The sequence below is a fragment of the Candidatus Vallotiella adelgis genome, assembly GCF_020541305.1.
GTDB lineage: Bacteria > Pseudomonadota > Gammaproteobacteria > Burkholderiales > Burkholderiaceae > Mycetohabitans > Mycetohabitans adelgis.
Genome location: NZ_CP047396.1, coordinates 143931 through 160940 on the forward strand (window position 1 = coordinate 143931; position 17010 = coordinate 160940).

At 43.6% G+C, this 17010-nt stretch carries 8 protein-coding genes, 1 tRNA gene and 1 pseudogene; 1 reads left to right on the plus strand and 9 read right to left on the minus strand.

What is annotated here, in order from left to right; all coding sequences use genetic code 11:
• Positions 1–138: 138 nt before the first annotated feature.
• Positions 139–1584: a cardiolipin synthase gene (gene cls / locus GJV44_RS00605; RefSeq protein ID WP_226806587.1), complete on the plus strand. Its 1446-nt coding sequence runs from the start codon at positions 139–141 to the stop codon at positions 1582–1584.
• A 672-nt stretch (positions 1585–2256) separates the two neighbouring features.
• Here the strand turns inward: cls and GJV44_RS00610 are convergent.
• From GJV44_RS00610 to GJV44_RS00650, 9 genes and pseudogenes are all read right to left on the minus strand, one after another.
• Positions 2257–2745 carry a glutathione peroxidase gene (locus GJV44_RS00610; RefSeq protein ID WP_226806588.1) on the minus strand — a complete coding sequence of 163 codons (489 nt, stop codon included), beginning with the start codon at positions 2743–2745 and terminating at the stop codon, positions 2257–2259.
• A 1274-nt stretch (positions 2746–4019) separates the two neighbouring features.
• Positions 4020–4739 carry a ribose-5-phosphate isomerase RpiA gene (gene rpiA, locus GJV44_RS00615; protein ID WP_226806589.1) on the minus strand — a complete coding sequence of 240 codons (720 nt, stop codon included), beginning with the start codon at positions 4737–4739 and terminating at the stop codon, positions 4020–4022.
• Between the two features lie 824 nt (positions 4740–5563).
• Positions 5564–6313, minus strand: coding sequence for a 23S rRNA (guanosine(2251)-2'-O)-methyltransferase RlmB (rlmB, locus tag GJV44_RS00620; RefSeq protein ID WP_226806590.1), 750 nt, complete (start codon positions 6311–6313; stop codon positions 5564–5566).
• 182 nt (positions 6314–6495) lie between these two features.
• Positions 6496–8787, minus strand: a pseudogene (rnr, locus tag GJV44_RS00625) (ribonuclease R); the annotation flags it as partial.
• 252 nt (positions 8788–9039) lie between these two features.
• A tRNA-Leu gene (locus GJV44_RS00630) sits at positions 9040–9123 on the minus strand.
• Between the two features lie 1035 nt (positions 9124–10158).
• On the minus strand, positions 10159–11259 hold the full coding sequence (zapE, locus tag GJV44_RS00635) for a cell division protein ZapE (protein WP_226806591.1): 1101 nt from the start codon (positions 11257–11259) through the stop codon (positions 10159–10161).
• 116 nt (positions 11260–11375) lie between these two features.
• On the minus strand, positions 11376–12806 hold the full coding sequence (lpdA, locus tag GJV44_RS00640; protein WP_226806593.1) for a dihydrolipoyl dehydrogenase: 1431 nt from the start codon (positions 12804–12806) through the stop codon (positions 11376–11378).
• A 16-nt stretch (positions 12807–12822) separates the two neighbouring features.
• On the minus strand, positions 12823–14016 hold the full coding sequence (gene odhB, locus GJV44_RS00645) for a 2-oxoglutarate dehydrogenase complex dihydrolipoyllysine-residue succinyltransferase (RefSeq protein WP_226806594.1): 1194 nt from the start codon (positions 14014–14016) through the stop codon (positions 12823–12825).
• Positions 14017–14141: 125 nt separating this feature from the next.
• On the minus strand, positions 14142–16997 hold the full coding sequence (locus tag GJV44_RS00650; RefSeq protein WP_226806596.1) for a 2-oxoglutarate dehydrogenase E1 component: 2856 nt from the start codon (positions 16995–16997) through the stop codon (positions 14142–14144).
• Between the last annotated feature and the right edge of the window lie 13 nt (positions 16998–17010).

Consider the following 17010-nt stretch of genomic DNA (forward strand, 5'->3'; position numbering starts at 1 on the left):
CACGATGCGAATCTACATAGCTCTTACTACACATATTATTTTAGCATATAAAGTATATTAGCACTGCCGGGCAAAGAATGACGGTAAGATGCAATTGTATGCCGTACTGCGCGAACTGTTATCGCCTCGCCTGCCTGCATGAAATTAGATTGGCTTCATCTCGGTACATTGGTTGCCTGTGCGCATATACTTGGCGTCATTGCTGCCTGCCATGCGATTCTTCATACGCGTACATCGCAAGGTGCAATCGCGTGGGCAGTTTCACTCATCGCTATGCCCTACCTGACTCTAGTTCCGTACCTTTTCTTAGGGTATAGCCGTTTTGAGGGTTATGTCGACTCGCGATGCGCTGAGTATGAATCGATTCAAAAGCAGCGTTTAGGTTTGGTCACCAATATCAATATACAATCTAACACGCTTAATAGCATTCCGGTCGATCGGCTGGGTTTACAGACCATTCATGCACTATCGTTGCTTGCAAGAATGCCGTTTTCGATTGGTAACCACGTTCGAACACTAGTAAACGGCGAAGCAACATTTGCAGCAATCTTTAACGCAATTAATTCAGCACGTCATTATGTGCTGGTCCAGTTCTTTATTATTAGAGCCGATATGGTCGGTGATATGCTGCGCGATGCACTTCTAGCTAAGGCAGCACAAGGGGTGCAGGTGCATTTGCTATATGATGGCATCGGTAGCATTGATCTACCAATAGCTTACATCAGTGCGCTACGTATTGGTGGTGTGCAAGTGCATGCGTTTACTACTAACCGTCGTTTCGTTAACCGCTTCCAGCTTAATTTTCGCAATCACCGAAAAATCGTCGTTGTCGATGGTGAATGCGCATTCATAGGTGGCCATAATATTGGTATTGAATATCTGGGCGGTAAACCATCACTATCACCGTGGCGTGATACGCATATTGAGGTGCGTGGACCGGTAGTGAAGCAAATCGAATTAGTTTTTGTCGAGGATTGGTTCTGGGCTACACAGCAGCTGCCCTGTACTACGCCATCCGTTCAGCCGCACGGCGGTAATATGAATTGCCAGGTTATTGCCAGTGGTCCGGCTGATCGCCAGGAAACCTGTTTATTATTCTTTGTCGCAGCGATTCATGCAGCACGCGAGCGCATCTGGATCACTAGTCCTTACTTGGTGCCCGATGAAGCTATATTTGCTGCTTTAAGGATCGCGGTAATGCGTGGCGTTGACGTGCGCTTATTAATTCCATCGAGTCGTGATCATATTGTTGCTTTCGCAGCCTCTCGACTGTACGCACATGACATGGTGCATGCCGGTATCCAAGTTTTTCGCTATCGACCTGGCTTCCTTCACCAGAAGGTTGTACTCATAGATTGCGTCGCTGCCGCGATCGGCAGCGCAAACTTAGATAATCGATCATTTCGCCTGAACTTTGAGATTATGTTATTGACTGTTGACTTCAGATTTGCCACAGAAGTTGCAGCGATGCTCGAGGCTGACTTTGCATTATCCGATCCTGTCCAGGCTAACGAATACGCGCAGACACCGGCGTGGCAGCGCATAGCGATGCACGTTGCACGGCTATTTTCGCCGATTCTATAGTAGCGTGGGCTATACAAAGTCATCGAATACTACCTAAACTTTTTTGGGATGTACTGTCTACTATATTAATAATAATCTTATTATTACTTCGGTAGCTAACTATAAAAAATACAATATCGGAATATTGAAGAATGATTTATATGTCACATCAAAAAATAAGATAGGTGTTGTTTATATAAGCGCATACGCTCCTAATTATTTTCTCACTAAACTAAACACTGATTCTTAGTGCACTGTTCGGAGTCTATTCAGAATTACTACAAACTAATACTACTACCTCAGCAGTAAGGAATGGGATGTGAATTAGTGATTTATGATCACAGAAATATAACTATTCTTAAGATTAATCATAGACTTTAAAAAATAACGCGCTGATGCGATGTTTCAGTAAAAATTACGTAAAATTTAATATGTAAATATATAGTAATTATTGGGAATTATTATAAATTATAATAATATATTAATATCTAGATATATGAAATTCAGTTTGAATAGCGTAGCGCTGCATTTGATGTGAATATGCATACAACATTCAGAGAAAAATTAATACTTGGGTGTGATTATATCACCATAAAAGACTTATATATATAATTTTTATTTTCGAAAAAATTCTGGGAATTATATTAATCAGAATATATGACGAAAATTATATCGGTACACATGTCGAGAATTTTAGTAGTAGTGAAGTAACTTTTCAATATCGGGCTTGATCGCATCAGGCTGGATGATAGGCCCATAACGCCTGACTGGTCTTCCTTTGCTATCAATTAAAAATTTAGTCCAGTTCCACTTAATCGCCCTAGTTCCGAAAACACCAGGCTTTTTTTGGGTTAAATAGAGATACAGCGGATGTGCATGAGCGCCGTTTACATTAATCTTATCTAGAATCAGGAACTTAACCTGGTAGCTACTTACGCAAAATTCGCTAATATTTTGAGCGTTGCCCGGTTCTTGCTTAAAAAATTGATTGCACGGAAATCCGAGTATCTCAAAGCCAAATTCCGAATATTTCTCATATAAAGACTGTAATCCCGCATATTGGGGCGTAAATACACATTTACTAGCAGTATTCACAATCAGTAAAACCTTACCGCGGAAGCGCTCTAGCAGAATATCTTCACCATGAATCGAGCGAGCAGATAATGAATAGATCGCACTCATTTATACTTTTTTGTATAAATAAAAGTTAATATAAGTAGTATAGAGATACTTATAATTCTCGAAATTAGATAGTTATTTATTTTATATAAATCTGATTTCTTATATATAAATTATTGATAATTTATATCAAGATAATCTTGTTTGTGACATATTATAATTCACTTTGTATCGCAAAACAAAGTCTTTTTATAAAAAGACAAACCAACATCTTGAACTAGCAAAAAGCTGGCTCTATGACTGCAAATAGCGAGAGCACGTTAACTCTGTTCTCATTTTTTTCGGGGTTAACTTTTGGCCTGGCGCATGCAAACTCGCGTTGCTAGTGCTATGGGGTAGAGAGCACGTAACATAATTCGAATTGAACTATGTATTAGGCGGTGGTGACACGACATTAAGCGATATCAACGCAGATATCCCTGTATCGTACGATGATAATGATTATTTGGCTTAAGCGCTATTGTTTAGGCTGGATTGCATGTTTGAACAGATACCGGCGTATGTCGCTATTTGCTCTAGCAGCTAGTTTATGTGAATATAGTGTATATAGACGATAACGTTATACTCCAATCTTCTGTCGATGAGACAAGCCAACGCATTACCTGGATTCTATCTTTCTACCTCATAAATAGTTATTTACTAAAAAGTAAGATAATTCTTATTTTGAATAACTTAGAGCGTTTAACTCTAGTGTTAAACGTTAGATTTAAATAACATAGTATTTATACAACATTATATCTGAAAATTATATCTACTTTAAATATTATCAGGCCCAATAAGTCAAACTACGATAAAATCGTGTATGAAAACTAGTAGCATATGATCAGGTACTAGCATAGGTTGATTAACCAATCTAAGGCTAATAATCATTAAGATGCAGCCAGTACAAACTAAACAAAAGTTCTAAAGACAGTCAATCTTGGACGACGAACTGGTTCTAATAATTAATCAGGTAACTAGATCAATCTTAATATAATCCAGAGTATGCTAATTTTCTCGATCTTACGGGTAGCAAAAACCGTTTCTCTCTAAAATAGATAATTTAAAATATTCATATTTTTTCTTCTCACAAGGTCAATAAATCACCTTGATCGCGCAGCACGCCATGTGTGTTTACTAGTGCTACTGGCTGAGTTTAAAAGGTGTTGAGTTTCGTTTCTAACACCTGGAATTTGCTACGCGTGATTATTAATCATCTAATATTACTAGAGAATTACTTAATACTAGAAATATGCACCGTATTAGTGGCAAGCAAGCTTTATCAATGTGCTAAGGTGTTACCGTGATCTTCGAGAGGATTGCTCCCTCACATAATCAATACACTGCATGCCGTACTTGGTGCCGACCAGGCACCGAGCAGCACCGAGCATGGCAAACAGCCCGACAGTCACTATGCCGGGCCATTGATTCATACTGTGCTCTAAAGCAACAGGATCGTCGATAGTTAGTCCTTTAACGTCGAGAATCTCATTGCCATTATCGGTCATAAATGGTGTGCCGTTGTGCGTAAGCCGCAACACCGGGGCGCCAGAAGTACACTGAGTGATGCGGCGCGCGAGCATCACACGCGCCATTGGAATGACTTCAATAGGAAGTGGAAATGCACCGAGCATTGGTACTAGCTTGCTATCATCTACAATACATACAAATATGTCAGCAACTGACGCGATAATCTTTTCACGCGTCAATGCTCCACCACCGCCTTTGATCATCGATCCATGCGGATCGATTTCGTCCGCACCATCTATATAGATCGGTAACGATTCCACATCACTCAATTCAAATACATGAAAACCATTTAACAGAAGCCGATTAGTCGTCGCAACGGAACTCGATACAGCCCCGCGATATCGGTCCCGGCTTCTAGAAAGTGCATCAATAAAACAGTTTGCGGTCGACCCTGTTCCGACACCGATTACAGAATTTTCTGGTACGTAAGTATTCACATAATCAGCTGCCGCGTGGCCAACAAGCTGTTTGAGTTCTTTTTTAGTCATCCGGAAAGTACTATAAAAGTTCGTAATAGTAATGGTCTCTTTTTTAAAAATTGCCACCATACTAATGTATGGTATACTTAATGAGTTTTTCTTCTATTTATCTTCAGAAAAATTCTTTAACTCACTGAGTAAAAATAATTCTTTATTTAGAATTTATGGGATTTAATTATATTTTATATAGTATATAGTTATTAATATATAACTATATACTATAATACAAGCTTATCTATATATAATAGTATAAAAATGACAAAAATTAATAATATTTGTTAATATACATATGTATTTTAAATAAAAATACATATGTATATAAATACTACCTGATGTTTTTATATAAACAGTATATATATAAAATATATGTGCATTATCAAAAAACTGTTTATTAAAAAAATAAAGTTATTATTTTCAGGTAATAGTTTTATTTTTATTTATACTCATATATAATAATTATTAATATTTGTATATTACACTAAATAATCTAGAAATATAATTAATATTATTTTTATAATAGGATAGCACATTATTCATTGTAGTCGATAAAGTTATATATGCAATTAAAGAACATGACTAGTAAAAGATAATTGCTGTAGCATTACCACCATAATATAGCTACATAGCATGGGCAAAGACCATAGCTTAGCTATCTGATAGCCGCGCAAACTAATTGAGTATGCTTTAGCATAGTACTAGCTTAAGATATAAACTAACCGCTACAAGGCGATAGCGTCCTTATAGCGGCTTGAATTTAGTTCTATTTTAATAGAAATTTTAGCTTGCTGTATCGCAAGCGATGCTATATTATAGGGAAATAATTGCATTCTATATTAGTAATTCTTTTTGTTTGTTCGCTGCCTAACTGCCTCGAATAGACAAATAGCGCTAGAAACTGACACATTTAGGCTGTTTACACTGCCTAGCATCGGGATGTGTATTAAATCGTCACAGATCTCGCGCGTTAATCGGCGCATACCCCTTCCTTCAGAGCCCATGATGAAGGCAACCGGACCATCAAGTACGGTATTGTATAAGCTATGCGGAGCGTCATAAGCAGTGCCAATTACCCAAATATTAGCTTCTTTTAATTCACGCAGTGTACGGGCAAGATTGGTAACCCTGATGTAGGGTACAGTCATAGCCGCGCCACTCGATACTTTTACTGTAGTTGAATTTAGGCTAGCCGAACGATCACGCGGCGCAATTACCGCCTGCGCATTAGCCGCATCGGCCACACGTAGGCACGCGCCCAGGTTATGTGGATCAGTGACCCCATCTAGCACCAGTAGCAGAGCGGCTCCTCGAATCGTGTCGAGCAACTCAGTTAGAGTTTTCGCAAGTGGAAAATCTGTTACGCGTACAACAATACCCTGATGACGATACGTTCCAGCTAGCTCCTCTAATCGGATATCGGTAGCAGGAATCGGTCGAATACCAAATAATTCTGCTGTTTTTAAAAAATCCTGCATCCGGCGATCGCGTCGAGTCTTATCGTATAGAATCCCCTCAATGCTAGACGGGTTGTAACGTAACCACGCAGTGACCGCGTGGAATCCATAAATAACCTTAAAACGTGCCATCAGGACTCACTTTTTAAACAAGTGTGACTCAACTTAATTTATTGTTTTTGTTGTACATCTGTTTATCTGTGTGTTTGATATAAAGCTATCGTCTTACTTGGCAAAGTGATGAATTATCTATTATGATAAGTAGTCTACATAGGTGCTGCTCGACCGCGCACATTGTTACCCACTATGCCGCGAGAACCCGCGCGTAACGGAGACTTGGTCGATATCCCGCATACTAAGCGGAAGTCGATCTTACGTGCATCAGAGTCGACACGACTGACTTGCACCCGCACTCGCATGGATAGGCGATACTGTATTCCGGTACGATTACCGCGTAACTCGTTCTTAATTTCGTCGTACTGAAAATGGTCGGCGCCAAGCTCAGTAACGTGGACTAACCCTTCTATAAACAATAAGTCAAGTTGTACAAAAATACCAAATGGGGCTACGCCACTGATGATTCCACTATATTCTTCACCGAGCTTATCGCGCATGAAATAGCACTTCAGCCATGCATCGACATCACGTGATGCTTCATCAGCACGGCGCTCATTAGCTGAGCAATGTAAACCAAGGGCCTCCCAAGTAGAATCTCTCGCACCTACGCGCTTTTCTTCTTGATTCTGCAATGCGTGTGCATGAAGTAGTGGCACAGTATTAAGCGCAGATTTAGAGCAGGGCTCGTATTTCTGGCCTGCCAAGATCGCATGGATCACGCGGTGTGTAAGTAGATCCGGATAGCGCCGAATCGGACTAGTGAAGTGTGCATACGCATCATATGCGAGACCAAAATGCCCGATATTATCAGGACTGTAGACAGCTTGCTGCATTGAGCGGAGCAGCATCATTTGTAGCATCACCATGTCCGGCCGGTCTCGAATTTTCCTCATCAGAGTTGCATAATCACTTGAATGCGGCTTATTTCCGCCGCCCAAAGTCAACCCGAAACCACATAGAAAAGCCCGAAGATGCGCTAGCTTCTCTTCCGTCGGACCAGCATGAGTTCGATATAGCCCCGGATGCTGATTACGTTTTAGAAAATCTGCTGCACACGTATTAGCAGCTAACATGCACTCTTCAATTAATTTGTGTGCATCATTGCGCTGCTGCGGCAAGATCTGATCAATTTTACCCTGGCTATTGCACACAATATAGGTCTCTATCGTGTCAAATTCGATCGCTCCACGTCTCTTGCGCGCCTGCACTAACGCTTTAAATACATCGCGTAAGCTCTGAAGGTGTGGAAGCAAGGTAGTACGTCTTTCCGCCTCAGGACCATTCGTATTCGACAGAATAGCTGCTACCTCAGTGTATGTTAGCCGTGCTGCTGAATGCATCACAGCTGGATAAAACTGGTATGTTTTAATTTTTCCGCGAGAGTTAATCACCATGTCGCAGACAAGCGTACAACGGTCTACGTTCGGATTGAGTGAACACAGCCCGTTTGATAGCTTCTCTGGCAGCATTGGTATTACACGTCGCGGGAAATATACCGATGTACTACGCACAAGCGCCTCATGATCGAGGCTATCTCCATCAATGACATAGTACGATACATCGGCGATTGCGACCAGCAATCGAAAACAGTTCTGCTGTCCTATCTGGATCGCTTCACAATAAACTGCATCATCAAAATCACGTGCATCTTCACCGTCAATTGTAACGAGCGGAATATCGCGCAAGTCTACGCGCCCGCACAGATCTGCTGCGCACACCTCATTAGGTAGCTTGGCCGCTTGAGTAAGTACCTCGTCTGAGAAGCGGTGTGGCACACCGTATTTACGCACGGCGATCTCGATTTCTATGCCCGGATTATCAATATCGCCTAGCACCTCAACGATCTCGCCAACCGGCCGAGAATAACTGGTTTGGAAATCTGTTAACTCAATCGAGACGATCTGGCCGAACTTAGGCTTAATCTTACCCATTCTCGTTACGAGGATGTCGTGGCCAATTCTCTTGTCCTCTGGCACAACAATCCATACGTCATTCTCGTTTAGTAGCCGTCCGATAATTCGCTTATTGGCCCGATCGGTGATCTCAAGAATGCTTGCCTCTGGACGACCACGCCGGTCGTGTCCTTTCACGCGCGCTAGTACCCGGTCGTTGTGCATGACTTTCCGCATTTCTGTATTGGAAAGGAATAAGTCGTTTCCAGCATCCTCTCGAATGAGAAAGCCATAGCCAGCTCGATGCCCCTGAACCCTACCCGCGATAAAGTTTGACGAATGCATGGGTTGGTAATAACCACGCTCGTCACGACTGATTTGGCCATCGCGCTCCATTGCGCTCAGGCGCCTCAAAAATCCTTCTTGCTCCTGGGGCTTGATTTCGAATGCTTCAGCAATGTTATTTTCTGAAAGCGGCTGTTTAGTTGTGAGCAATATACAGCGAATTTTTTCTCGGCTAGGAATTGGATAGGGGTATTTACTCAAAGCCTTATCGATAATAGTTAGCGTGAATTCGTATGTCGCACAGATTGACATGTCAAGGCATCGTCAATATTCAGCTAATAGCCAGTGTCACTGGCCAACGCGCCTCAGAATAATGTTAACACTTGAATTTTTCCAGTGCGGGCTTATATGCTTAGTGAATTGACGTAGCAGACAAAACGCACATTTTAAATTGCAAGCTATTGGCTTGCTTACCCGTAAACTAAAAACGAAAATCTTCTTCGTAAGCTTTTTATTTTACGATGGAAGGTAAAAATTGTGGCGCGTTAGTAACAACATAATCATTGGTGCCCAGGAGAGGACTCGAACCTCCACGGAATTACCTCTAGTACCTGAAACTAGTGCGTCTACCAATTTCGCCACCTGGGCAACTTTACTAAATAATTAGAGAATTTTAGCAATTATTGTGATCTGATTCTGTTTTGTCAACTATTACTAAATACTATGACAGCCTCACTAGCTCATAAGGCCTCTCGCATCTCGTATGTGCAATATACGAGATGCTAGTGTGTGCTATAAGTCCACGTATATTGCACATACGAGAGTTAGACTACGATAGTATTTGTTAGCTATCCGTTTAAAATCGAATGTCGTGAATTGTAGTACGGGAGTGTTCGACGTGTACTTTGCGAATTTAGTTACTATTTTCCCGTTCGAGTAAAAGTTGGCCAGAAACTTAGAATGACGACATTAACCGAAGATAGCGCGGCTTCGTCGTATTAGCGAGTAGGGCAATTCGCAATCAAATCTGCAAATTATAATTCACTAAGTTAGCTAGATTCTTCGACTCTGATCGGCTGCTATTAAAAGGTACAAGGCCGTATACTAACCCTAGTAGCATTTTCTCTATAGGTTTCTAGATATAGGTTTCTATATATAGATAATAGTCAGAATTTAAATTGTATAAATATTAAAGATAAACAGCGGCTATTCTGTTACTTACATGTAAAGCGCGAAAAGCACTTTAGGTTGTTTTTATCTTGACCACCGACATCAATGGTATCACCATCCGAATTTGTCGATCGATGAGAGTATACTCTAATAATAATAGTGTTAATGCTCACAGAGCGGACAAGTGCAATCTACATAAGCCGCCATCTGCATATACTTTTCCTACGAAGCGTGAGAAATAGTATAGGAATTTCGCTAGATCTTAGGATGCGGTGTAGGCTATCGGATATCAACATACGTGGATAAGCTAAGCATCTTGTTAATAGAACGGCGAAAACTTCTGTGCTGACTAATATATTTTTGCGGCAGCATGGAGTTACTCGTGATATCTATTTCTATTCTGCTCACCTAATTCTTAGGTATAGTGATGATGGGTTGCGTCTTTACTACTTATACCGGTAGAGACGCATGAGGCAGCCCGTAGTAATATATTTATAGACAATCTCTGTACTATCACGTTAATAATACATCGACGACGCGGCGCGGTGTATTCAGATATTCCTGAGATTGCATCTCAAGAATACGCGATATAGTGCGTGCAAATTTATTGGCCAGTGGCTTTTCAATACATAGCTCTCTGGTTGGCACGGTAGCTGACATTAATAGTTTAATCCTATAGTCGTATAGGATGTCAATCAACCACATATAGCGATGCGCCTCAGCGGCTATATTGGATGTCATCTGCGGTACGTTCGATAAAATAATTGTGTGAAATTGTGTGGCTAACTCTAAGTAGTCATTTTTCGAGCGTGGTCCACCGCATAGTGTGGCAAAATCAAACCAAACGATACCATCGGCGCAGTGCAAGGCTTTAATCTTTCGATTTGCGATATACACTACCGATTTTTTATCTGATATTGTGGCTAATTGAGTAAATGATTCATATAACGCTCTCTCAGCAGGACATCCCAGTGGGCTATAGTAAACAGATTTCACGTGTTTTAATACGCACTGCCGGTAGTCGGTACCCGCATCTACATTCACGACGTCGAGCTTGCCATTAATGAGATCAATAGCAGGCAGCACTCGATCACGATTTAATCCTTCCCAGTATAAGGAACTGGGTTCGTCATTAGACGTCATTACAAACTGCACACCCCGGTCAAACAATCTTAATAACAAAAGATATAAGATCATTGCATCTGCAATATCTGAAATATGGAATTCGTCAAAACAAATTAATTGATAACGCTTAGCAACTAGTCGCGCAAGTTCATCTAGTGGATCGGCACGGCCCTTCAGCTCTTTAAGCGCGCGGTGTACATCGCGCATGAATGCATGAAAATGCCGACGCATCTTACATTGCACCGGTACAACGGCATAAAAACTATCCATCAGGAAGGTCTTGCCGCGCCCAACACCACCCCACATATAAATTCCGCGTGGTGGGGCCGGTCGCATCAGCCACCTTTGCAGTACATTGAAGTGCCGCGTTTTATAAGCAATCCAGTCATCATAACAGCGTTGCAACCGGCTGATCGCACGTTGTTGCGCTATATCAGCTTGGGAGCCGCGTTTAGCTAGTTCTTTATCGCAGTATTCAGTGACGTTCATCAGTGCAAGAAAGTAAGCGGATATTAACCACCTACTTTTGCAGAATGCCGTATAGCGGGACTCACAAGATATTGTATCCTGCCGACTCTGGCGTGATGCAACTAACTAGTTTCGCATTACATGTTTAACGCGCGCTTGTCAACTGAAAGTGCCGCCTCCTGCATTACCTCTGAGAGCGATGGATGCGGATGACAAATCCGCCCGATATCCTCTGATGCAGCCTTGAACTCCATCGCAACAACTGCCTCAGCAATTAGATCAGACGCATTTGCAGAAATAATATGCACGCCGAGTAGTTCATCAGTATGAGCGTCAGCAATCATTTTTATAAAACCATCAGCATGATTAATACATAGCGCGCGTCCATTAGCTATGAAGGGGAACTGCCCAGTCTTGATTTGCCGACCTTCCGCTTTTAATTGTGTTTCAGTTTTTCCCACCCACGCAATCTGCGGCTCTGTATAGATAACCCACGGGATGCAGTTATAATTTATATGCGGTTTTTGTCCATTTATTATCTCGGAAACTAGTATTCCCTCATGCTCGGCCTTGTGCGCAAGCATGGGGCCGCGCACTACATCGCCAATTGCATAGATGCCAGGCAGTTTAGTGCGGCACTGATCGTCGACATTAATAAATCCATGCTCGCCAACCATCAACCCGATCGTTTCAAGACCGAGTGCATCAGTATTTGGAACGCGACCTACGGAAACGATTAGGCGGTCAGCTTCGAGCTTTCGCGAATGACCCTCTTTATCTGAATACGAGATGATTACGCCGTTATCGGTCGTATTCACTTCACGAATCTGTACGCCTAGATGAATTTTTAATCCTTGCTTTGTGAACTGCCTCGCTGCTTCTTTTGCTAATCCATCATCAACGGCGCCAAGGAGTGACGGCAATGCCTCGAGCACTACTACCTCGGAACCAAGGCGTCGCCATACAGAACCCAACTCGAGACCAATGACGCCTGCTCCAATGACTGCCAGCTTCGTAGGCACCGAATCAAAAGCCAGAGCCCCTTCGTTGTCGGAAATAATCCGGTTATCTACCTTAATAAACGGTAGATGGCGCGCTCTTGAACCCGTTGCAATGATTACATTGCGCGCGATTACAGACTCCACTGTACCTTTGTCGACTACATTAATCTGATAACCAGCGTTCATCTTACCGATGAAATTTCCGTGTCCCTTCAGCCACGTGATTTTATTTTTTCGAAATAGGAACTCGATTCCTTTAGTCATCTTGTGGACAATCGCATCCTTACGTGCATGCATTTTCGCAATATCGATCTTTACTGTCGATATCGAAATTCCATGATCATTGCAGTGATGCAAAGTATTTTCGAACACTTCAGACGAAGCTAGAAGCGCTTTCGATGGGATACAGCCGACATTCAGGCAAGTTCCACCGAGCTTAGGTTCGCCTTCTGGGTTCTTCCACTGTTCGATGCAGGCCACGCTTTGGCCAAGCTGTGCGGCACGGATAGCCGCAATGTAGCCGCCAGGGCCGGCACCAATCACAATTACATCAAATTTTTTTTCCATGACAGACACTCCTCGCCTAAAGGTCAAGCAGCAAGCGTGCCGGTTCTTCCAGCGCTTCTTTCATTGTAATGAGTGATAGTACTGCCTCACGGCCATCAATTATCCGATGATCGTATGATAAGGCAAGATAGTTGATTGGACGGATCATGATTTTTCCATTCTCAACGACAGCCCGCTCTTTCGTCGCATGCACGCCGAGGATTGCCGATTGCGGCGGGTTGATGATTGGCGTTGATAGCATTGAGCCAAATACACCGCCATTTGAGATTGAGAACGTGCCTCCAGTTATTTCTTCGATTGATAGCTTGCCATCTCTAGCTTTTGCACCAAAATCAGAGATCTTCTTCTCAATATCCGCCAGACTCATATGATCTGCATTGCGCAGAATAGGTACAACTAGGCCGCGCAGCGAGCTTACTGCGATACCAATGTCGAAGTAGCCGTGGTAGACAATATCGCTTCCATCAATCGATGCGTTCACAAGAGGGAATCTCTTCAGCGCATGCACAGCCGCTTTTACAAAAAACGACATGAGACCGAGCTTGACGCCATGTTCCTTCTCAAAGCAATCCTTATACTTGCTGCGCAGATTCATAACCGGTGCCATATTCACTTCGTTGAACGTAGTGAGGATTGCATTAGTCTTTTGTGACTCGAGTAGACGATGAGCGATCCGAGCGCGCGGCCGTGACATCGGTACACGCTGCTCTGGGCGATCTGTAGGCTGTGTTTTTTCATCTACTGTAGAAATTGTTGGCGACACGCTGGCCGCTAGTGCATCTCCCTTAGTTACCCTTCCCGCACGACCGGTTCCACTTAGTTGCCCGATGCTTAGATTCTTCTCTTCAAGCAACTTTAAGGCAGCTGGCGACGCAATTGCATGGTCAGCCGCAAGCGGTTTTATTATAGGTGTCGACAAGGTTTGTGGGGCCGGCTGCACCTCACTACTTGTCGTAGTGGTAGCTTGATCTTCAGTATCAATCTCAGCAATTACTTTATCGGCAACAACAGTGTCACCACTGTGATTCATGACTTGCACAAGAGTGCCAGCAGCTGGCGACGGCACTTCAAGCACAACTTTATCGGTCTCGATCTCGATCAGTATTTCATCTTGAGAAACTTTTTCTCCTAGTTGCTTCTTCCACTGAAGCATCGTAGCTTCTGATACTGATTCCGAAAGATGCGGAACTCTAACTTCAACGATAGCCATCGTTATTATCCTGAATACGTATGTGTCGTATCGGGCCTACCAGGCGCTAGACATGCAGCGCACTGCCCCCCTCTAGCCTCTAGTAGAGGGGGCTCTCCCCTACTAACAGCTTTATCCCTGTATGATTACTTGGTTAGTGTCATGCTTCTAAGCCGACCGAAGGCATTTTCGACTAGTGACTTTTGCTGCGCGTAGTGATTCACATAGTAACCGACTGCCGGCGATGCGGACGCTGGACGCCCGCTATACGCGAGCTTCATTCCATCTTGCATTCCTTCGATTAGGTGGTGCTTAATATAAAACCAAGGCCCTTGATTCTGCGGTTCATCCTGCACCCATACCACTTCTGTGGCATTGTCATGTTTCTTTAGTTCGGCTTCAAATTGCTTGTGCGCGAATGGATAAAGTTGTTCAATACGCAAGATTGCGACCTCAGTGTTCTGTAATTCGCGTCGATAGGCGATGAGATCGTAGTAGATACGACCCGAACAAACGAGTACACGCTTGACTTTTTTGGGGTCAATCGATTCATCGATCTCGCTAAGAATTGGATGAAACGCACCACCCGCCAACTCAGAAAGGTGCGACATTGCCTCTTTGTGGCGTAATAATGATTTTGGCGTCAACACGATTAGTGGCTTTCGGAACAGCCGAATTATCTGGCGGCGCAGCAGGTGGAATATTTGTGCCGGTGTTGTTGGCTGTACGACCTGCATATTATGCTGTGCACATAACTGCAGATACCGCTCGATACGCGCGGAAGAGTGTTCTGGACCCTGCCCTTCGTAACCGTGCGGAAGCAGCATCGTCAGCCCGGACACACGGCCCCACTTCACTTCACCTGATGAAATAAACTGATCAATAACAACTTGCGCACCATTAGCAAAGTCACCAAACTGAGCTTCCCATACAACTAGTGCATTAGGTTCGGCAGTTGAATATCCATACTCAAAGCCAAGAACTGCTTCCTCGGACAACACTGAATCAATAACGGTGAATTTTGCCTGCTCATCTGAAACATTTTGCAGAGGAATATACGTGCCATCGTCCCATCGCTCACGATTTTGGTCATGCAGTACCGCATGACGGTGCGTGAAAGTACCACGGCCTGAGTCTTGTCCTGTCAAGCGTACCGTATAACCGGAAGCGACTAGCGATGCAAATGCGATATGCTCACTCATGCCCCAGTCAAGAAGCTGTTCGCCACGCCCCATCTTGCGACGCTCATTAACTACACGCTCAACCAGAGGGTGTAGTTTAAAGCTTTTCGGAATCGTCGTGATTCGCTCAGCTAGGCGCTTAAGTTCAGCTATTGGCACTGTAGTATCCGCCGCATCAGTCCACTTTCGGCCTAGAAATGGTGTCCAGTCAACTGCATACTTACTCTTGTAGTTTGAAAGCACCGGATCAATTGTATGATGCCCTTCATCCATTGCTTTGCGATATATTTTCACATATTGATCGGCTTCATTGGTGCTAATTACATGCTGTGTTACTAGCTTTTTTGCATATAGCGCGCGCGTACCGGGATGCTGTGAGATTTTTTTATACATCAACGGCTGCGTGACCGCAGGCGTATCCTGTTCGTTATGACCTAGTTTACGGAAACAAACAATATCGATCACAACATCTTTGTGGAATTGCATCCGAAAATCAATTGCTAGCTGTGTAGCAAATACAACTGCCTCTGGGTCATCTCCATTGACATGTAACACTGGTGCTTCAATCGTCTTGACGACGTCGGTGCAATACAGCGACGAACGCGTATCGCGTGGATCGGATGTGGTGAAGCCAATCTGATTGTTAATCACGACGTGTAGCGTGCCGTACGTGCCGTAACCGCGTGTTTGTGCCAGATTCAGAGTCTCCATCACAACACCTTGTCCGGCAAAAGCCGCATCGCCATGGATCTGTACCGGCAGCACTTGTAGGCCGCCTAGCTCGCCACGACGGTTCATTCGCGCCTTGGAAGAACCTTCGACTACAGGGTTGACAATTTCCAGGTGAGACGGGTTGAACGCTAGCGATAGGTGTACTGGGCCGCAAGCTGTTGAGATATCGGACGAAAAGCCTTTATGATACTTCACGTCGCCAGCCGGAAGGTCGTCAACATGCTTTCCTTCGAATTCAGCAAAAAGATCTGCCGGCATTTTCCCGAGCGTGTTGACTAGTACGTTCAGTCGACCGCGGTGGGCCATGCCTATCACAATTTCCTGAACGCCCTTGCTACCTGCATGACATACAATTTCATCCATTGCCGCGATGAAGCTCTCGCTGCCTTCGAGCGAGAAACGTTTCTGGCCAACGTATTTTGTATGCAGATAACGCTCTAGACCTTCGGCTGCGGTTAACCTCTTAAGAATATGCCTCTTCTTTTCGGCAGAGAAATTGTGTGTTGTCCGTGTGGACTCTAGCCGCTCTTTCCACCATCGCTTTTGCTCAGGGTCGCTTATATACATGAATTCCGCGCCAATTGTACCGCAGTACGTATCGCGTAATGCTTGTACAATCTCGCGTAAAGATGCTTGCTCAAAGCCGAAGTATAAGTTCGTCGCATGGAACGTTTGATCCATGTCAGATTCGGTGAAAGCATAAAATGCAGGTTCAAGTTCGGGAATATGTGGACGCTCTCGGCGCTTTAGTGGATCGATGTTAGCCCATTGCGAACCAAGAAAACGATAGGCGCCTATTAACGATTGAACGTAGACTTGCTTTCGTGCGGTGGATAGGTCGTTATCGCTGTCATATAGAATAAATGCGTTTTCTTTGGCTCGTTTAGTGAAAGACTCAACGATCGGTGCATGAGCAATATCATTCGCATTCGAACCATCTGACGCCGGTACGTTTTGTAATGTATCGAAGTAGATGCGCCAGTTCTCGGGTACGGACGCCGGATTATCGAGATATACTTCGTACAATTCTTCTATGTACGGAGCATTGCCGCCGAACAAATACGAGTTCAACTGGAATTGCTTCATCATTTTGAAGCTCACC